The sequence below is a fragment of the Bradyrhizobium sp. STM 3843 genome (assembly GCF_000239815.1).
GTDB lineage: Bacteria > Pseudomonadota > Alphaproteobacteria > Rhizobiales > Xanthobacteraceae > Bradyrhizobium.
On sequence record NZ_CAFK01000253.1, the window covers coordinates 45,250 to 64,069 of the forward strand.

An 18,820-nucleotide genomic window follows, 5' to 3' on the forward strand; every position below is an offset into this window, starting at 1 on the left:
GTTTTCATGACTGAGATGATAAGGGGAAAATCGATGACGAGTTTTGTGCGAGTGCTGCTGGCGTCGACGGCGCTGGTGATGGCTGGAGCGGCTCATGCCGCCGACTGGTATCCTTACGATGCGGCCAAGATCGATCCGCCGTTCGCGGCGGATGGCAAATCGTCCGATGTGAGCTATGTGCCGCTGGAGAAAGCCTCCAAGCCGTGGAAGCTGTGCGTCTCCTTCCCGCATATGAAGGACGCTTATTGGCTGGGCGTCGATTACGGCGTGGCGGAAGAGGCCAAGCGCCTTGGCGTCAAGATGAACCTGGTGGAAGCCGGCGGCTACACCGAGCTCAACAAGCAGATCTCGCAGATCGAGGATTGCGTCGCCAGCGGCTCGGACGCGGTGATCATCGGCGCCATCTCGGCGGACGGCTTGAACAAGGTGATCGGCGAGATCGCCAAGAAGAAGATTCCGGTGATCGATCTCGTCAACGGCATCTCCTCGCCGGACATTTCGGCAAAGTCGCTGGTGTCGTTCTACACGATGGGCGCCGAGACCGGGGCCTATCTCGCCAAGAAGCATCCCGCGGGTTCGGCCGAGGTCGTGGTCGGCTGGTTCCCGGGCCCGGCCGGCGCCGGGTGGGTCGAGGCCGCCAATAAGGGCTTCATGGATGCGGTGAAGGGCTCGGCGATCAAGGTGCTGGAGCCGAAATATGGCGATACCGGCAAGGAGGTGCAGGCCAAGCTGGTCGAGGACGCGCTGCAGGCGGCGCCCAACATCCGCTATGTCGCGGGCACGGCCGTGACCGCGGAGGCGGCGCAGGGCCTGATCCGCGAGCGCGGCTTGAAGGGCAAGGTCGACCTGCTCGCCTTCTACATGACGCCCGGCGTCTATGAAGGCATCAAGCGGGGTCTCATCATGGCGGCGCCCGCGGACTCCATGGTGATCCAGGGCCGCATCGCGGTCGACCAGGCGGTGCGTATCCTCGAAGGCAAGGACTATGTGAAGCACGTCGGTCCCAAGATCTTCGTGGTGGATTCCACCAACATCGCCACCGTGCCGCAGGCGAACATTCTTCCCCCTGACGGCTTCAAGCCCGTCTTCAACTAAGCGAGGGGTGGATGCGGCTCTGCTCCTGTTCCCTGACGGGGCAGGGCCGCATCGAAAGGGCAGGGCCATGCACAGCAGAGCTGCACCGCTGGTCGAGATGACCGGAATCTCGAAGGAGTTTCCGGGCGTCAAGGCGCTCAGCGGCGTCCATCTCAAGGTCGAGCGCGGCGAGGTCCATGTGCTGTTCGGCGAGAACGGCGCCGGCAAGTCGACGCTGATCTCCATCCTCTCCGGCGTGTTCCGGCCGACCGCCGGCTCCATCCACATCGACGGCGCCGAGGTGAACTTCCACTCCGTCCATGATGCGACCGAAGCCGGCATCGGCACCGTGTTCCAGGAGTTCTCGCTGGTCCCGACCTTGCCGGTGTTCGAGAATCTCTATCTTGGCCGCGAGCTCCAGCGTGGTCCGTTCCTCGATCGAGGTGCGATGATCAGAGGTGCGCAAGGTCTCTTTGCCGAGCTGGATTTCGATATCGACGTCACGCGTCCGGCCTCCAGCCTGTCGCGGGCGCAGCAGCAGATGGTCGAGATCGCGAAGGCCTTTCTTGCCAATGCGCGCGTGCTGATCCTGGACGAGCCGACGGCCTCCCTGACCGAGCGCGAGACCGAGCGGCTGTTCACCTTCATCGGCAAGGCTGCGAGCGCCGGCGTCGGGATCATCTACATCTCCCATCGCATCCAGGAATTCGCAGAGATCGCTGACCGCATCTCGATCCTGCGCGATGGCCGGCTGATTGCGACGGTCCCTGCGCGCGCGACCTCGGAGCGCGAGCTGATCGAGCTGATGACCGGACGCGCCGTCGATCAGATCTATCCGAAGATCGCCCGCCGCACGGACGCTCCGGTCGTGATGACCCTTGAGGAGATCCGCACCGCCGGCGTGCTTGGCGCGAGTCTCCAGGTTCGGGCCGGCGAGGTGCTCGGGTGCGCTGGCCTGGTCGGCAGCGGCAAATCGCGGATCTGGCGTGCGGCAATGGGATTGCAGCCCTTGCGCGCCGGCAAGGTCACTTTGAAGGGGGGCGACGTCACCGGCGCAACCACGCGGGCGCTGTTGAAGGCGGGCGTGTTCTTCCTGCCGTCCGATCGCAAGAGCGAGGGCTTGCAGATGACCGCGAGCGCGCGGGGCAATATCGAGCTCAGTTTGCTCGATCGCGCCGATGTCACGGGACTGTTCGGCTTCATTGCTCCGCGGCGCAGCCGCGCGCTGACGGACGTGATCGGCGACAAGGTCGGCATCGCCCAAGGTGCAATGGACCGTGCGGTGTCGAAGCTGTCCGGCGGCAATCAGCAGAAGGTGCTGTTCGGCAAGGGCTTTGGCAATGACCGCGACGTCTACATCTTCGACGAGCCGACGGTCGGCGTCGACATGGGCACGCGCATCGCGCTGTACCAGCTGATCAAGCAGATCGCTGAGGCCGGCAAGGCCGTCGTGGTGATTTCATCCGACCTGCCCGAAGTGATGAATCTCTCCCACCGCTTGCTGGTGTTCGCCAAGGGGCGCATCTCGGCCGAACTCTCGGGCGAGGCGATCACGGAAGAGAACGTGCTGAAACACTTTTTTGCTGATACGGAGAAGGCGGCGTGAGCATGCCAACAACAACCGCCGTCGAGGACGATACGGCGTTGCGCCGCCCGAATGCCGCGCTTTCGGCGTTGCGCTCGGTCTTCCTGCGGGTCGGGGTGCTGCCTTTCTTCCTGGTCGCCACCATCATCGCATTCTCGCTGGTGTCGCGTGAATTCCTGGCGCTGCAGAACCTCACCAACGTGGCGCGGCAATCGGTCTATCTGATCCTGGTCTCGCTCGGGCAGATGCTGGCGCTGGTCACCGGCGGCTTCGATCTGTCGGTCGGCACGGCGATCGCGCTCACCTCCGTCGTTTCGGCGATCGTCATGGTGGCGCTGTCGCACATGTTGTCGCCCGACCTGGTCTGGCTCGTGATCGTGCTTGGTTGTTGTGCCGGCTTCGCCGCGGCGCTGGTGATCGGCTGCCTGAACGGGCTCGGCATTGCTGTGTTCGGCGTGTCGCCCTTCATCATGACGCTCGGCGTGCAGTCGGTCGGCGCCGGCATCGCGCTCTTCCTCACCGGCGGCGTGCCGGTCTCGGGCGTGCCCTATGAGTTCGGCGATCTGCTCGGCTTCGGCCGCATCCTGGATGTTCCGGTGCCGGTGCTGATCGCTATCGTCGCGGCGGCCGTGATCTGGCTGGTCATGAACCGCACCCGTTTTGGCAAGCACGTCCAGGCGGTCGGCGGCAACATCAAGGCAGCGCGCCTCTCGGGCGTGAACACCACCAAGGTTCTGTTCACCGCCTACGCGCTGTGTGCGCTATTGGCCTCGATCGCCGGCCTGCTGCTGACGGCGCGGGTCGGCTCCGGCGAGACCAATCTCGGCGGCACCATCGCGCTGGAGTCGATTGCGGCCTGTGTCATCGCCGGGGTCTCCCTGCATGGCGGGATCGGCCGGGTCGAGAATGTCGTGCTCGGCGGCTTCTTCATCGTGCTCCTGCAGAACGGCATGAACATCGCGCAGATCGGCTCCTACATGCAGATGGTGCTGTTGGGATCGCTGCTCGTGCTAGCCGTCATTCTCGATCAGGTCCGCTACCGGCTGCTGGTCGGAGAGCGATAGGTCCTCAACCTGACCAGGCCACGCAAGCGGGCCCTCTTTGCGCTGCGTGACCAGGTCGGGCCTTCCGCCCGGTTCGAGAACCATCCTCCACCGCCGTGCCGAATTGATGCAGACGGCCGCCGCACGCGGCTTGCAGGTGGTGGACGGGGTCGCCATGATCCGGCATCAACTGCCGCTGCAGACGGCGTTCTGGCGCGGAGAGGCATGATGGACGACAGGCACACGATCTCTGCCGGCGGCATCGCGGCGACCATCAAAGCCGACGGTGCCGAGCTGTGCTCGCTGACAACGGCTGGCGGTCTCGAGCTGCTCTGGCAGGCCGGCCCGGAATGGCCGCGCCATGCGCCCTGGCTGTTTCCGATCGTCGGTCGCCTCAAGAATGATCAGTTGCGTCATCGGGGCAAGACCTATCCGCTGACACAGCACGGCTTTGCCCGCGATCTCCGCTTCGATTGGCTGGAGCAGACGACGCAATCCTGCACATTGCAGCTCACCGACAGCGAGGCCACACGGGCGCGCTATCCCTTCGCCTTTCGCCTGACAATCGCCTTCAGGGTCGGTGCGGAGAACCTGGAGGCCAAGGTCGAGATCGAAAATCCCGGCGAGGAGATTTTGCTGGCATCGTTCGGCGCGCATCCGGCGTTCAACTGGCCGCTCACACCCGGTGCGTCGAAGCAGGACTCTGTCTTGATCTTCACCGAGGATGAAACCGCGCCAATCCGGCGACTGTCCGGCGGGCTGATGCGACCGGAACCTGAGCCGTCACCGATCCAGGGCAACATGCTGACGCTGTCGGAGCGCCTGTTCGAGGAGGACGCGATCATTCTCGATGCGCCGCGCAGCACGGTGCTCAGCTATATCGGACCCGGCGGACCGGGGCTCAGCGTCGGCTGGGAGGGCTTTCGCGAGCTCGGCATCTGGTCGAAGCCGTCAGGCGCGCCGTTCTTGTGCATCGAGCCATGGCGCGGCTATGCCAGCCCGGTCGGCTTTGATGGCGAGTTCATCGACAAGCCGGGGCTGATGCATATCGCGCCGGGTACCGCGGAGACTTTGGCGCTCCGCATCAAAGCTCATGAAGCCATTTGAGCTGACCGATGACGGCCTCTCCCTTCACGATCCGCAAGCTCGAGGCATTCTGCTATCGCTATCCGCTGCAGACGCCGGTCGTCACCTCGTTTGGCACCATGCTGAACCGGCCCGCGGTGTTCGTGCGGGTCGAGGACGAGGACGGCGTCGCCGGCTTCGGTGAAGCCTGGTGCAATTTTCCGGCGCCCGGCGCCGAGCACCGCACGCGGCTCCTCAACGAGGTGCTGGCGCCGGCAGTCATCGGATGCAGCGCCGCCGAACCGCTCCAGCTGTTCGAGCGCCTGACGGAAGGGACCGCCGTGCTCGCGCTGCAGAGCGGGGAGGCGGGTCCATTTGCCCAGGCGATCGCCGGCATCGATCTCGCGGTCTGGGACCTGTTTGCGCGCCGGGAAGGCAAGCCGTTGTGGCGCCTGCTCGGCGGCAGCGGACCGACCATCCGGGTCTATGCCAGCGGCATCAACCCGGCCGGGGCGCGCGCCACCGCGGAGGCTGCGCTCGAACGCGGCCATCGTGCGCTGAAGCTGAAGATCGGCTTCGAGCTGGTGTCCGATCGCGCCAATCTTGCGTCCCTGCGTGACGCCGTCGGCGACGGCATTCAGGCCGCGGATGTCAACCAGGGCTGGTCGTTGGACCAGGCCGTGCGACTCGCGCCCGAGCTTGCCTCATTTGATCTCGCCTGGCTGGAGGAGCCTATTCGGGCCGACCGGCCCTGGTCGGAATGGCAGGCGCTGCGGAACCGCATCGGCACGCCCCTCGCCGCCGGCGAGAACATCGCAAGTCGCGCCGGCTTCACCCAGGCGCTTGGCGACGATGTGCTGGGGGTCGTCCAGCTTGACGTGGCAAAATGGGGCGGTCTCTCGCTCGGCGTGACAATCGCGCGCGAGATCCGCAAGGCAGGCAAGACGTTCTGCCCGCATTATCTCGGTGGCGGCATCGGCCTCTTGGCCTCGGCGCATCTGCTCGCCGGGGTCGGCGGCGACGGATTGCTGGAGGTCGATGCCAATGACAACCCGCTACGCGATCTGCTCTCAGGACCGGTCGCTAAGATCAGCGACGGTGCCGTCACCCTGAGTGAGGCCGCGGGGATCGGCATCCAGCCCGACTTCGCTGCGATCGAAGCCCACAGGATCTGGTGAGCAGCGCGTTCCCGCGCCGGTTAACCTTGATTTTTAATTGACGTCTGGAAATGGCGCGGCCGTCACCTAGATCAAGCGGCATAGCCGTGGGGTGCTGATAGACTGTCCAAAACAGGCTGACCGTTCTCGGGATATTGCACCGGGACCCGGATAACAGCCCCGGCGACTTTGATCTCGCAAGGCAGGGGGCGCGTATGGGGTTACGCGCATTCAGGAGGAAGCGATGGTCCTGAAAAGTCTGTTTACACTGCTGACGGGTGCTGCGCTGCTGACTGGGGCGGCGGCGCTGGCGGACGAGTACCGTCCGGACGATTTCTTGCAGCTCGATCTGTCCAAGGCGCTGCTGTCGCCGACCCCGCTCGGACCGGAGACGCATTTCGCGCCGGTTCCGGCGGAGGCAAAGGCCGATCACGCGGCCGAGGCAGCGCAGCCCGACAGCAAGGCTGATGTGCCGCGCGCGGTGGCGACACGGCGCATTCACCTGGCCAAGTCTCATGACAAGTCTCATGACACGTCACATGAGGTGCTACATGCCAAGTCGCATGAGGTGCCGCAGGCCAGCTCGCGCATCGCGTCAGCCGACCCAGCTATGACGCTGCGGCCGCGTGGGGCGGCTCGCACCAAGCTTGCACACCGCCGCAACAATCCGCTGGATGCGCAGGCGATGGATACAAGGATCCAGACCTGGCCCTGCAAACCCGGCAATGGTGCGATCTGCAACTGGAGATGAGGCGCAGCGTCCATCAAACTGGCTGCCACGGCCTTGGAACTTCATGCCCACGATCATAGTTAACGTTGGTTGTGGCCGGGTTCGGATCTGTCGAGCCCGTTCGCAGGCAGGTTGAAACCCGTCCCGCCAAGGGTTTGATCTTCAAAGAGCATTGATCTATCCGCCGTCGCCATGGTTCGTTCCGCTCTTCACGCCGGTGGCGCGAGCCTCTTCTCCAAGGAACTCCCATGGACACCATCGAGACCCAGGGCATCAGCCTGCCGCGGCTGGGGCTGGGCACCTATCGCATGCAGGGCACCGTCTGCCGCGAGGCGGTCGAGAGCGCGCTTGCGCTCGGCTACCGCCATATCGACACCGCCGAGATGTATGCCAATGAGGATGCGGTCGGGGCGGCGCTTGCCGCCGCCGGCGTGCCGCGCCAGGAATTGCATGTCACGACAAAGGTCTGGCCGGAGAACCTCGCGCCCGATGCGATCCGCCGTGCCTTCGATACCAGCCTGAGGAAGCTCCGCCTCGACTTCGTCGACCTCTATCTGGTCCATTGGCCGGTCAAGGGCATGAATCTTCCGGCCGCACTCGATACGCTGATGGCGCTGAAGGAGCAGGGACGCACCCGCGCGATCGGCGTGGCCAATTTTACGGTGGCCTTGCTCAAACAGGCGGTCGAGGAGATCAAGGCGCCGATCGCCTGCAACCAGATCGAATATCATGTGATGCTGGATCAGAGCGAGGTCATGCGCTACATGGCCGCGCGCGCGATCCCGCTGGTGGCCTATTGCCCGCTCGCGCAGGGCCGCGCCGCTTCCGACGAGACCCTGATCGCCATCGGCAGGAAGCACAACGCGGGCGCGGCGCAGGTCGCGCTGAAATGGCTGTTGGATCAGAAGGGGGTAGCGGCCATTCCGAAGGCTGCGCGCAAAGAGAGCCAGCAGGCCAATCTCGACGCGCTCAAGCTTCAACTGGATGATGAAGACCGCAAGCTCATCGCCGCGCTGCCCAAGGACAGGCGCTTCGTCAATCCCGGCTTTGCGCCGGATTGGGACTGATCAGCCTCTGGCTCGAACAACGCGAGCGCGCGCAAAGGAATGGCCCCGGGTGGGGCCATTCCTGTCTCGGCGCTTGTGATCAGTACTCGTGGCGGTGCTTGATGATCACGGTGCGGTCGTGGTCGCGGTGGAACGGCCGATAGTCGCGATGCCAGTCGCGATGCATGCGGTATTCGGCGCGAGCGCCGCGCCAGTCGTCATGGTGGCCACGCTTGATGACCACGGTCTCCGCGCTGGCGATGGTCGGCGCCGCGATCACGATGGCACCCAGGGCCGCAACAGCAAAACCAAGCTTCGTCATGATGTCCTCCTCCTCAAGCTTCGGTGGACAATAAACTTGGCGTGTGGCCGAACGTTCCGCTGGAACTAACAGCGGAATCCTGAACGTCTGTTCAGGCTCGCGGCGTTGCTACAAATCGACGGTAGCTCGATCCGTTGACGCGCGAGGATCTAACTAATTGCACTTCCGCAAGGCAGGCGTCGGCCTGTCGTTGGCGATGAAGCGGCCGTCGCGAATGGTGTAGCTGCCGTCGGCGCCGCGATTGAAGAGCGAGCGGATGCTGCCGTCCGCCCCCTTAGTGATCCCGTTCTCGCGGGTCTGCTTGTAGTGCGGCATCACGATCGAGAGCACCAGCGTATCACCGTTCTCGATCCGGGCGTCCGTGACCTCGTTGGTATCGGAGGAGTCGAAGTCGCGCCGATAGATCAAGCGTCCGTCTGCTGTGACTTCGTAGGAGATCGTATTGCCCTGGCCTCGTTTCGCCGGCTTCGCGCAGTCGACCGCCCAGGTCCCGAGCAGTCCCCATTCCTGCGCGATCTCAGTAGCCGCCGATCCGGCGGAGGCGGGTGAGCCGAAGCAAAGCAGGAGCAGGGCGACGGGGAGCGGGCGGAACGACATCACGGGATCAGCTCTGAGGGAAGGGAGCATTCCGAACATAAGCTGCTGCGTCAGCCTTGCAACGCCTCCGCCCATCTGCAGGTGAGGTTTCGGTGCGAGGCGATTGCGCGCAATCCCTTGCGCAACCGGAACAGCAGGCGCATGCTCGCCGCAAATAAAAATCATCATCGGGGGAGCCCAAGCATGTCCGCAGTGTCGCGCCGCGAATTCCTCGTGCAGTCGACCGGAGCCGCAGCGGCGGCCGCGTTCGGCGGACCCTCCCATGCAGCAATGGGGCCGTCCGACAAGTTCGATCTCATCATCAAGGGCGGCGACGTCATCGATCCCAGCCAGTCGCTGCGGGGCAAGCGGGACATCGGCATCCGCTGGGGCACGATCGAGGCGATCGAGCCGGAGATCCCGGCGGAACGCGCCCTGAAGACGATCGATGCCGCGGGCCGCCTGGTGATGCCAGGATTGGTCGATCTGCACTGTCACATCTATGCCTATGGTTCGGCGATCGGCATTCCGCCGGATGAGCTGGTGCAATTCCAGGGCACGACCACCGTGGTCTCGGCCGGAGATGCCGGTGTCAACAATCTCGCCGGCCTGCGCCGCTATATTGCGGGGCAGTCGCGGGCCCGGATCTACGCCTTCGTCCACATCGCCAATAACGGGCTGTCGTCGTTTCCGGTCGCCGAGCTCTACAATCTCGACAATGCCCAGGTCGACGCCTGCGCCATGGCGCTGGCCGAGAACCCAGATTTCCTGATCGGCGTCAAGGTGAGGATGTCGGAGAACGTGATCTTCAAGCACGGGCTCGAGCCGTTGAAGCGCGGTATCAAGGCCTGCGAACTGTGCGGCTGGCCGGCGCGGATGATGGTGCATATCGGCGGGGTCGAGACCAAGGAGCTGATGTCCGAGATTCTCGACCTGCTGCGGCCCGGCGACGTGTTGACGCACGCCTATTCTGGTGCGCCGAACATGTCAGGCGTCTTCACCAACATCGTGCAGGACGGCAGACTGCTGCCGGCGGCGCTCGCCGCCAAGCAGCGTGGCGTGCTGTTCGACGTCGGCCATGGCGGCGGCAGCTTCGATTTCACGGTGGCGGAGGTCGCAATTCCCGCCAGCTGTACGCCGGACACGATCTCGTCCGACATTCACGTGTTTTCCGGCAACTCTCCCGGCGTGCCGTTCCTGCCGAACGTGATGGGCAAGTTTCTCGCCATGGGCTTCCCGCTGGAGCAGGTCGTGACGATGGCGACCTCGGCGCCAGCCAAGATCATCAATCGTGCGCCGAAGATCGGCACGCTTCAGATCGGTGCGCCCGGCGATGTCGCGATCATGGACCTGGTGGAGGGGCCGGTGACCTTCGTCGACACCCGCGACAACAAGCGCGACGGGAAGCTGCAACTGAAACCGGTGCAGACCGTGATCAACGGCGTGCCCTTTGGTCGGCCGTACCAGGCACCGTTCTCGGTGCGGTGAACTGGCGCCTGGCGAGGTCGGCCTCACAGATGCGTCTGGGTCCCGGCTCTGCGGTGCGTCGCTTCGCGCCGCGCCGCGTCCGGGACAAGAGATTCGCCGCTAGGTTATTTCGTGCGCCGCGTGTTCGTCACGCCGCCTTCGTGTCCCGGACGCGGTGCAGCACGAAGTGCTGCTCCGCAGAGCCGGGACCTAAATTAGTCGCAGACAGTTCGCAGTCCATTGCAGGCTGGCTAGCCCGCCGCGCTGGTTCGCTCGACATTCGCTGACCGCACCGGCACGCCAAACTCCTGGCGGCAGATCTCGGCGAGGATAGCGATGCCTTCCCTGATCTGCTGGTGCGAGGGGCTGGCGAAGCACAGGCGCAGCCGGCTTCTGGCGTGAGCGGCATCGGTCGACCATTCCGGTCCCGGATTGATCGAGACACCGGCCTTCAGCGCCGCCTGGGCGAGCTTCATCGCATCCACCTGGTCCGGCAGCTTGACCCAGAGGAAGATCCCGCCCTTTGGTGCAGCGAATTCGGCTGCCGTCCCGAACTCGGCATTCAGCGCCTCCATCAGCGTGTCCAGCTTGGCCCGCAAGCCGCGGACGAGCTGCGGCACGTGGCTCTCGAAATGCGTTTTGCAGTACTCCGCGAGCAGCATCTGCTCCAGCGCGCCTGAGCCGGCGTCGGTCTTCAGGGCCAGCATGATCGACATGATCTGCCAGGGCGCCACCACAAAGCCGACCCGCAGCGCTGGCGCGACCGACTTGGAGAACGATCCGATGTGGATCACGCCACCATGCTCGGCCATGGCATGGATCGCCGGCGGGCGGCTCCCGTCCCAGGTGAGATCGGCGTAGCAGTCGTCCTCGAAGATCGGCACGCCATGGTCTTCCGAGAGCCGCAGCAACTCGCGTCGGCGCGCTTCCGGCAACACGGTGCCGGTCGGATTCTGCACGGTCGGGATGGTATAGATATATTTCGGCTTGATGCCGCGCGCCTTGAGATCGGCGAGTGCGGCGGCCAGCGCGTCGATCCGCATCCCGTCCTGGTCGAGCTGGATGCCGACCGCGTTGACGCCGAGCCTGGCGAGCCGGGTCAAGGTACCTTGATAATTGTCCTGCTCGACGATCACGGTGTCGCCGCGCGCAAGCAGCGCCTGGTTGACCAGATCGAGCGCCTGCAGCGAGCCTGAGACCAGCATGATGTCGTCGGCACTGCAGGAGAGGCCGGCATCGCGTCCAAGCTTCCCGGCAAGAAAGTCGCGCAGCGGCCGATAGCCCTGTGGTCCATGGCCGAGCCCGTAGGTCGCAAGCGAGCGGCCTTCGCGCGTGAGAACGGCATCGGCCGCCCGGCGCAGGTCCTCGACCGGGACGCCGTCGGGATCGTTGTTGCCGCCCACGAAGCTGTATTTGGCAAGGCCAGTCCAGCGCGCCACGGGAGCCGGCAGGCCTGCCGGCAGCAGGGGTGAAAAATCGAATGAGGCCATGTGCGGCGCCTCCCTTGTTCTTGTTTGCCGCCGATCCTAAACAAATCCACAACGATTGTCGTGACATGGACGCGTGCCGACTGAGACGCGTTTCGCGCGGCGGAAGAACTGTCGCGGGGTACTGGCGCCGCCCCGGGAACCCGGCTAAAGCACCGGCAAAACCAGTGAGATTGTTGATGGCCGATTCAATCCAGGAAGTTCTGCAGGCGTTCGCCAAGGGCGAACTCGTGGTGGTGACCGATGACGATGATCGCGAGGGCGAGGGCGATCTGATCGTTGCGGCCTCGCTTTGCACGGCGGAGAAGATGGCCTTCATCATCCGCCACACGTCCGGCATCGTCTGCGCGCCGATCACGAGCGAGGATGCGCGCAGGCTGCGCCTCGATCCGATGGTGGCGTACAACGATTCCAATCATACGACCGCCTTTACCGTGTCGATCGACTACAAGCCGGATGGTGGTACCGGCATCTCGGCTGAGGAGCGGGCGTCCTGCTGCCGGGCGCTGGCCAATCCCAACGCCGGCGCCAACGATTTCGCGCGGCCGGGGCATATCTTTCCGCTGATCGCGCGCGACGGCGGCGTGCTGCTGCGTTCCGGCCATACCGAGGCCGCCGTCGATCTCTGCAAGCTCTCCGGACTGCCGCCGGTCGGCGTCATCTCCGAGCTGATGAATGACGACGGCACCGTGATGAAGGGCGATCAGGTCACCCGCTTTGCTGCCGCCAACAACCTCAAGCACGTCACCATCGCCGATCTGATTGCCTATCGACAGGCGCGCGAGAAGCTGATCGAGCGGGTTTCGACCTTCACCACCGACAGCCCGATTGGTCCCTTGCAGGGCTATGCCTACCGCTCTCCCTTCGATCCGATCATGCACGCGGCTTTCGTGTATAACGGGATCGGTGATGGCAAGAACGTGCTGACGCGGCTGCACAAGCCGAACATCGTCAAGGACCTCATCACCGGACCGCAACGGGTGCAAGCGGTGCTTCAGCACTTCAAGAAGGCCGGGCGGGGCGTGCTGGTGTATTTGCGCGATGGTGCGGCGGGTGTTCCGGTCGAACCGATGGGCGAACAGCAGACGGCCGAGGCCGATCGCCATCGGCAATGGCGCGAAGTCGGTGTCGGCGCGCAGATTCTGCGCGATCTCGGCATTACCTCGATCCGGAACCTCACCTCCTCGGTGCATGACTACAAAGGCCTGTCGGGGTTTGGCATCGAGATCGTCGCCAACGAACGCCTTGAAGGCTGAAACCCGACGATTTAACTTCCATAGCAGCCAAGATACGCAGTCAGGACGCGAAAGGATTTTTCATGAGCGTGCGCCCTCAGGCGAAGGACAAGCCGTCCCAGGCAAGCTTCCAGTGGGATGATCCGTTCTTGCTGGACGATCAGCTCACCGAAGACGAGCGCATGGTCCGTGACACCGCGCGCGCTTATGCGCAGGACAAGCTCCTGCCGCGCATTACCAAAGCCTATCTTGAAGAGAAGACCGATCGCGAGATCTTCAACGAGATGGGCGAGCTCGGTCTGATCGGCATTACCCTGCCGGAGGAATATGGCTGCGCCAATGCGAGCTATGTCGCCTACGGGCTTGTCGCGCGCGAGATCGAACGGGTCGATTCCGGCTATCGCTCGATGAACTCGGTGCAGTCGTCGCTGGTCATGTATCCGATCTATGCCTATGGCGACGAGAACCAGCGCAAGACATACCTCCCGAAGCTCGCGAGCGGCGAATGGGTCGGCTGTTTCGGCCTGACCGAGCCGGATGCTGGTTCCGACCCCGGCGGCATGAAGACGCGGGCCGAGAAGGTCGCCGACGGCTATCGCCTGACCGGCAGCAAGATGTGGATCTCGAACGCGCCGATTGCCGACGTGTTCGTGGTCTGGGCCAAATCGGCCGCGCATGACGACCAGATCCGCGGCTTCATTCTCGAAAAGGGCATGAAGGGCCTCTCGGCCCCGAAGATCGGTGGCAAGCTGTCGCTGCGTGCGTCGATCACCGGCGAGATCGTGATGGACGGCGTGGTCGTGCCGGAGAGCGCGCTGCTGCCGAACGTCTCCGGGCTGAAGGGGCCGTTCGGCTGCCTCAACCGCGCCCGTTACGGCATCTCCTGGGGCGTGCTCGGTGCGGCGGAGGACTGCATGCAGCGTGCCCGGCAATATACGCTGGACCGCAAGCAGTTCGGCCGGCCACTCGCCGCCACCCAGCTGGTGCAGAAGAAGCTTGCGGATATGGAGACCGAGATCGCGCTGGGTCTGCAGGCGTCACTGCGCGTCGGCCGGCTGATGGATGAAGGCAAAATGGCGCCGGAGATGATCTCGATCGTCAAGCGCAACAATTGCGGCAAGGCGCTGGACATTGCCCGCGTGGCGCGTGACATGCACGGCGGCAACGGCATCCAGATCGAGTATCACGTGATGCGCCACACCGCGAACCTCGAGACGGTGAACACCTACGAGGGCACCCACGACGTGCACGCGCTGATCCTGGGCCGCGCCATCACCGGCATCCAGGCGTTCGGTTGAGCATTGCCGGCACGTCACTGCCGTCACTATCTTTGTTCGTCCCCCCATTCCGGGACGCGCGTACCACCGTTGCTGTCATCGCCCGCGTAGGCGGGCGATCCAGTAAACACCGGCATCTCGGGGTCTCATCGGCGCCCCGGCGTACTGGATACCCCGCCTACGCGGGGTATGACGGCGGAGAATGAGGCGCCGACTTGCCCGTTTCGTAGACCTGCCCGTTGCGTAGAAGAGGCATCCATGGCCGAGGACGACGTTCCATTCAACCGCAACTTTCCGCTCAAGCCCGGCGTGGTGGAAGAGGTTCGGCCCGGCATTCGTCGCGTCCTCTGCAACAATCCGAGCCCGTTCACCTTCACCGGCACGGTCAGCTACATTGTCGGCCGCGGCAAAGTCGCGATCATCGATCCCGGCCCGGACAATGAGGCGCATGCGGCGGCGCTGCTGGATGCCGTCCGCGGCGAGACCGTCACGCACATTTTCGTCACCCACACCCATCGCGACCATTCGCCGAATACCGGCCGGCTGAAAGCGGCGACCGGTGCGACGGTGTACGCCGAGGGGGCGCATCGTGCCTCGCGACCGCGTTACGAAAGCGAGAAGCACAGCCCGGAGTCCGGCGCCGACCGTGAGTTCAACCCGGATGTCAGGGTAGGGGAGGGCGATGTCGTCGAAGGCGACGGCTGGCGGCTGGAAGCCGTCACGACGCCCGGCCACACCGCCAATCATCTCGCTTTCGCCTGGCCCGAGCAGAGCGCTAGCTTCGTCGGCGATCATGTGATGGGCTGGTCGACCTCGATCGTGGCGCCGCCGGATGGCTCGATGGTCGACTACATGGCCTCGCTGGAACGGCTCGCAGGCCGGCCGGAGCAGCTCTATCTCTCAGGTCACGGCCCTGAAATCCCCGAAGGCCCGCGCTACGTCCGTTTCCTGATCCGGCACCGCCAGGCGCGCGAGGCTTCGATCCTGCATCGGCTCAGCAAGGGCGAGGCCGACATCCCGACCATCGTGCGCGCCAGCTATATCGGCATCGATCCGCGCCTGACGACGGCAGCCGGCTATTCGGTGCTGGCGCATCTGGAAGACCTCGTCGCCCGCGGCGTGGTCGCGACCGACGGCGATCCGGTGATCGGCGGGACCTATCGGCTGACGAACGATTAGCTCGTCATTTTCTCACCGTCTTCGCCGGCAGCTTGGCCGGTGGAGGCGGGACGACCTTCTTCACCGGCTTCTGCGCCTCGGTTTCGCCAGCCGTGCTGAGGTCTTCGATGAATTTGGTCACGCGCGAGGCATTGCTGCCGAGGTCGGAATCGAAATAGCCCGAATAGCGCGAGGCTGAGCGGATATCGACCTGGGAATCCTCGCCGTCCGGCTTAACGCGGATCGAGATGTCCTCGCGAAAGCCCATGATCGGCGTCCGCGCCACCGCCTCGATGCGACCCTCGCGGCGTGGCGGCTGCGGTGCCCGCTCGTCGACGACGAACCATTTGCGCCGGTTGACCAGCTTCAGCGCGAGGGCATAGGCGCGGTCAGGCGGCAGTTCGAGCTGCACGGGCTCGATGTCGGGATAAAACTTCTGCTGCTTCTCCCACGCGGTCAGCCCGGCGTAGACCGCTGGATTGGTGTCGTCGCCGGTGCGCAGCGGCGCCAGCGCCTCGAATGTCGGCGGCTCGATCAGATTGGTGGTGATGTCGTAGATCTTCGGCAGCTTGCGATATTGCAGGAGGAGGTAGGCGGGATAGGCAAGCAGGACCGCATCGATCAGGAAGGCGAACAGGATGCGGCCCATGCCGCGGCTGCCGTTCTGCCAGATCGCGACGAAGGCGGCGAGCCCGACCAGGATCGAGAGCACGGCCAGGCCCAGCGCGCCGAAGAAGGTCGCCAGCGCCGGCTTCATCTCGAGGAAGTCGAAGCGAACGATCAGGACCGAAACCAGCACAGCCACCACCGAGAACACCGCAAGATTGCGGGTCCAGGTCGCCAGGCTGGAGACGGGCTCCGACAGATAGGGAGCATGAAATCTGCGGGCCATCGGAACCGCCGCTTTGGGGGCCATGCCGGCCGCATCGGCCGCCAATTCATCCGTGTGAGACCACGTGGATGCGGTAAATTCAAGGGCCTTGGATTCAAAGAGGCTTTCCTGGGAGGGGTGGCGCGAGACGGTTGATCGATACCGGGTTCAGGCGCGGTCGGCGGTATCGGTTCTCAGGGCGGTGAGCATCATCAGGATGGTGGCGGCTGAGAACACTGCGCCGGTCGCAAACGTCGCCTGCGGGCCGAAGGCGTGCCACAGCCATCCCGCGAGCAGGCTTGCCACCAGCAGCGCGCCGCCGGTGATGAGATTGAAGATCCCGAACGCGGTGCCGCGCAGATCGAGCGGTGCGGTGTCGGCGACCAGCGCCGAAAGCAGGCCCTGCGTCAGGCCGAGATAAAGGCCCCAGAGCGCGACCCCGACGGCTGTGCCGGTCAGGCCGGGCGCGAAGGCCAATATGAGGTCGGCCGCGGCGAGCACGATCAGCCCGCAGATCAGCAGGTTGGTGCGGCCAATCCGGTCGGAGAGCACGCCGGCCGGCATCGCAACCGCCGCGTAGACCAGGTTCATCAGCACGTAGACCAGCGGGATCAGAGAGAGCGGCAAGCCGTCGGCCTGCGCCTTCAGCACCAGGAACGCCTCGCTGAAGCGGGCCAGTGCGAACACGCCGCCGATCGCGACGACGATCCAATAGGCGCGCGACAGCCGCCGCAACTCCTGACGATGGATCGGCCAGCCGCGTTGCTGCTGTTGCGCATTCGCGGCCGGTTCACGCACGCCGATGAGGATTAATGCTACCGCGAGTGCGGCCGGCACCACCGACCACCAGAACACGGCGCGGAAGTTGTCGGCATACAGCGCCATCAGGGCGACCGCGAGCAGGGGGCCGGCAACCGCGCCGGCCGTATCCAGCGCCTGGCGCAAGCCGTAGCTCGCGCCGCGGATGCCTGGCGGTGTGATGTCGGCGATCAGCGCGTCGCGCGGAGCCTCGCGGATGCCCTTGCCGATGCGGTCAACGATCCGCGCCGCCAGCACCTGCCAGGCCGTGCTGGCCAGCGGAAACACCGGCTTGGTCGCGGCCGCGAGTCCATAGCCGAGTCCGACCAGCAGCTTGCGCTTGCCGATCCGGTCCGACAGCACGCCGGAGAACACTTTGGTAATCGCCGCGGTCGCCTCCGCCACGCCCTCGATCAGGCCGATGATCACGGTGCTCGCACCCATGGCCGTGGCGAGAAACACCGGCAGCAGCCCGTGGATCAGCTCGGAGGAGATGTCCATCAGCAGCGATACCATGCCGAGCGTCAGGACTGTTGTCGGTATGTCGCGCCACGTCGCGGTGGTTTGTTGTGATTGCGTCGCCATTGATCAGAGGCTATCAGCGGCCGGCCCAGGCGGTTTTGCGCCATCTCAAGCCCATCGCAGTCGCCTCAACGCAAATGGCCTCCCATCGCATGTCGCGAGGGAGGCCACATACTCCAAGCCCGAAGGGGCAGTCGGCTTAATGTGTCGCCAGCGGGCAGGCGCTATCGGAGAGCTTGCCGAACGCCTCTTCGCCCGACATGGTCTGCACCAGCTTGTAATAGTCCCACGGATATTTGGACTCCTCCGGCTTCTTGACCTGCATGATGTACATCTCGTGCTCCATCAGGCCATCAGCGCGGATCTTGCCGTTGTCCGTGAACATGTCGTCGATCTTGGTCTTGCGCAGCTGATCCATCACCTTGTCGGAATCGGTGGTGCCTGCCGCCTTCACTGCATTGAGATAGGTCATGGTGGCGGAGTAATAGGCCGCCTGGTTCATGGTGGGCTCACGCTTGGTCTTCTCGTAATAGCGCTTGGCAAACGCCCGGGTCTTATCGTTGAGATCCCAGTACCAGCCGGTGGTGAGATAGAGCCCCTGTGCCGTCTTCAGTCCGAGGCTGTGGATGTCGCTGATGAAGGCGAGCAATGCGGCGGGCTTCATTGAATTGGCGATGCCGAACTCGTCGGCCGCCTTGATCGAGTTGGTGAAGTCGTTGCCCGCGTTGGCGAGGCCCAGCACCTGCGCGCCGGAGTTCTGCGCCTGCAGCAGATAGCTCGAGAAGTCCGAGGTCGACAGCGGCACGCGCACCTCGCCGACGACCTGGCCGCCATTGGCTTCGACCACCTTTGAGGCGGCGTCCTTCAGTTGGTAGCCGAAGGCGTAGTCGGCAGTGAGGAAGAACCATTTCTTGCCGCCCTGCTTCACCATGGTCTTGGCGGTTCCGTTCGCGAGCGAGGTCGTGTCATAGGCGTAGTGGACGGTGTAGGGCGTGCAGTCCTTCCCGGTCAGCGAAGCGCCCGCCGCGCCGATCGCGATGAACGGGATTTTCTTCTCCTTGGCGACGTTGGCCATTGCCAGGCTGACACCGGTGTTGGACCCGCCAAGGATCATGGTGACACCGTCTCGATCGGCCCATTCGCGGAACTTCTGTGCCCCGATGTCGGGCTTGTTCTGATGGTCGGTCTCCATGAACTGGATCTGGTTGCCGAGCACGCTGCCGCCGAAATCCTCGATCGCCATCTTGGCGGCCTCGACCCCGCCGGGGCCAATGACGTCGGCATAAAGACCGGACATGTCGTCGATGTCGCCGATGACGACCTTGTTGCCGGCGGCATGCGCGGCGGTTGCCGCGAGCGAGGCGCTCACGAGCCATGGAACAATACGCGTAAATTGGAACATGATGG

Annotated in this window: 17 protein-coding genes; 11 read left to right on the forward strand and 6 right to left on the reverse strand. The window is 64.5% G+C overall.

Translation table 11 applies throughout. The features are described from left to right. Positions 1-33 precede the first annotated feature (33 nt). The 7 genes from torT (at position 34) to BRAS3843_RS25865 (ending at position 7,721) form a co-directional block, all read left to right on the forward strand. Entirely contained in the window at positions 34-1,095 is a 1,062-nt protein-coding gene (gene torT / locus BRAS3843_RS25835; RefSeq protein WP_008972042.1) for a TMAO reductase system periplasmic protein TorT, read from the forward strand. A 67-nt stretch (positions 1,096-1,162) separates the two neighbouring features. Next, complete coding sequence (locus tag BRAS3843_RS25840; RefSeq protein ID WP_008972043.1) at positions 1,163-2,680, forward strand: sugar ABC transporter ATP-binding protein; 1,518 nt, start codon at positions 1,163-1,165, stop codon at positions 2,678-2,680. After that, positions 2,677-3,723 (forward strand): ABC transporter permease, encoded by a 1,047-nt coding sequence (locus tag BRAS3843_RS25845; RefSeq protein WP_083841436.1) that lies wholly within the window; start codon positions 2,677-2,679, stop codon positions 3,721-3,723. The genes BRAS3843_RS25840 and BRAS3843_RS25845 overlap by 4 nt, the downstream gene beginning before the upstream one ends. Positions 3,724-3,927: 204 nt before the next feature. Continuing rightward, positions 3,928-4,809: an aldose 1-epimerase family protein gene (locus BRAS3843_RS25850; RefSeq protein ID WP_008972046.1), complete on the forward strand. Its 882-nt coding sequence runs from the start codon at positions 3,928-3,930 to the stop codon at positions 4,807-4,809. Positions 4,810-4,817: 8 nt separating this feature from the next. After that, positions 4,818-5,945 carry a mandelate racemase/muconate lactonizing enzyme family protein gene (locus BRAS3843_RS25855; RefSeq protein WP_008972047.1) on the forward strand — a complete coding sequence of 376 codons (1,128 nt, stop codon included), beginning with the start codon at positions 4,818-4,820 and terminating at the stop codon, positions 5,943-5,945. A gap of 223 nt (positions 5,946-6,168) precedes the next feature. Beyond that, positions 6,169-6,675, forward strand: a complete 507-nt coding sequence (locus BRAS3843_RS25860) for a hypothetical protein (protein ID WP_008972048.1) — start codon at positions 6,169-6,171, stop codon at positions 6,673-6,675. A 227-nt stretch (positions 6,676-6,902) separates the two neighbouring features. Continuing rightward, positions 6,903-7,721 (forward strand): aldo/keto reductase, encoded by an 819-nt coding sequence (locus BRAS3843_RS25865; RefSeq protein WP_008972049.1) that lies wholly within the window; start codon positions 6,903-6,905, stop codon positions 7,719-7,721. A 79-nt stretch (positions 7,722-7,800) separates the two neighbouring features. Here the strand turns inward: BRAS3843_RS25865 and BRAS3843_RS25870 are convergent, their stop codons facing one another. Both BRAS3843_RS25870 and BRAS3843_RS25875 read right to left on the reverse strand, forming a co-directional pair. After that, positions 7,801-8,022, reverse strand: coding sequence for a hypothetical protein (locus BRAS3843_RS25870; protein WP_008972050.1), 222 nt, complete (start codon positions 8,020-8,022; stop codon positions 7,801-7,803). A gap of 153 nt (positions 8,023-8,175) precedes the next feature. Continuing rightward, a complete protein-coding gene (locus BRAS3843_RS25875; RefSeq protein WP_035982786.1) occupies positions 8,176-8,619 on the reverse strand; it encodes a hypothetical protein in 444 nt (147 codons plus the stop codon). A 183-nt stretch (positions 8,620-8,802) separates the two neighbouring features. Between BRAS3843_RS25875 and BRAS3843_RS25880 the strand changes: the two genes are divergently transcribed. Continuing rightward, positions 8,803-10,086 carry an amidohydrolase/deacetylase family metallohydrolase gene (locus tag BRAS3843_RS25880; protein WP_008972052.1) on the forward strand — a complete coding sequence of 428 codons (1,284 nt, stop codon included), beginning with the start codon at positions 8,803-8,805 and terminating at the stop codon, positions 10,084-10,086. A 230-nt stretch (positions 10,087-10,316) separates the two neighbouring features. Here BRAS3843_RS25880 and BRAS3843_RS25885 read toward each other — a convergent pair whose 3' ends face one another. Next, complete coding sequence (locus tag BRAS3843_RS25885) at positions 10,317-11,555, reverse strand: PLP-dependent aminotransferase family protein (protein WP_008972053.1); 1,239 nt, start codon at positions 11,553-11,555, stop codon at positions 10,317-10,319. A 176-nt stretch (positions 11,556-11,731) separates the two neighbouring features. Here BRAS3843_RS25885 and ribB point away from each other — a divergent pair, with 176 nt between their 5' ends. From ribB to BRAS3843_RS25900, 3 genes are all read left to right on the forward strand, one after another. Beyond that, positions 11,732-12,808 (forward strand): 3,4-dihydroxy-2-butanone-4-phosphate synthase, encoded by a 1,077-nt coding sequence (gene ribB, locus BRAS3843_RS25890; protein WP_008972054.1) that lies wholly within the window; start codon positions 11,732-11,734, stop codon positions 12,806-12,808. A gap of 62 nt (positions 12,809-12,870) precedes the next feature. Further along, on the forward strand, positions 12,871-14,085 hold the full coding sequence (locus tag BRAS3843_RS25895; RefSeq protein WP_008972055.1) for an acyl-CoA dehydrogenase: 1,215 nt from the start codon (positions 12,871-12,873) through the stop codon (positions 14,083-14,085). Between the two features lie 237 nt (positions 14,086-14,322). After that, positions 14,323-15,243: an MBL fold metallo-hydrolase gene (locus tag BRAS3843_RS25900; RefSeq protein WP_008972056.1), complete on the forward strand. Its 921-nt coding sequence runs from the start codon at positions 14,323-14,325 to the stop codon at positions 15,241-15,243. 4 nt (positions 15,244-15,247) lie between these two features. Here BRAS3843_RS25900 and BRAS3843_RS25905 read toward each other — a convergent pair whose 3' ends face one another. The 3 genes from BRAS3843_RS25905 to BRAS3843_RS25915 all read right to left on the reverse strand — a co-directional run bounded on the left by BRAS3843_RS25905 (position 15,248) and on the right by BRAS3843_RS25915 (position 18,815). Then, on the reverse strand, positions 15,248-16,114 hold the full coding sequence (locus BRAS3843_RS25905; RefSeq protein ID WP_008972057.1) for a DUF1499 domain-containing protein: 867 nt from the start codon (positions 16,112-16,114) through the stop codon (positions 15,248-15,250). 147 nt (positions 16,115-16,261) lie between these two features. Continuing rightward, the gene (locus BRAS3843_RS25910; RefSeq protein WP_050886522.1) at positions 16,262-17,476 is read right to left on the reverse strand and encodes an MFS transporter; all 1,215 of its coding nucleotides are present in this window, start codon (positions 17,474-17,476) and stop codon (positions 16,262-16,264) included. 136 nt (positions 17,477-17,612) lie between these two features. Continuing rightward, on the reverse strand, positions 17,613-18,815 hold the full coding sequence (locus BRAS3843_RS25915) for an ABC transporter substrate-binding protein (protein ID WP_008972059.1): 1,203 nt from the start codon (positions 18,813-18,815) through the stop codon (positions 17,613-17,615). Positions 18,816-18,820: the final 5 nt, after the last annotated feature.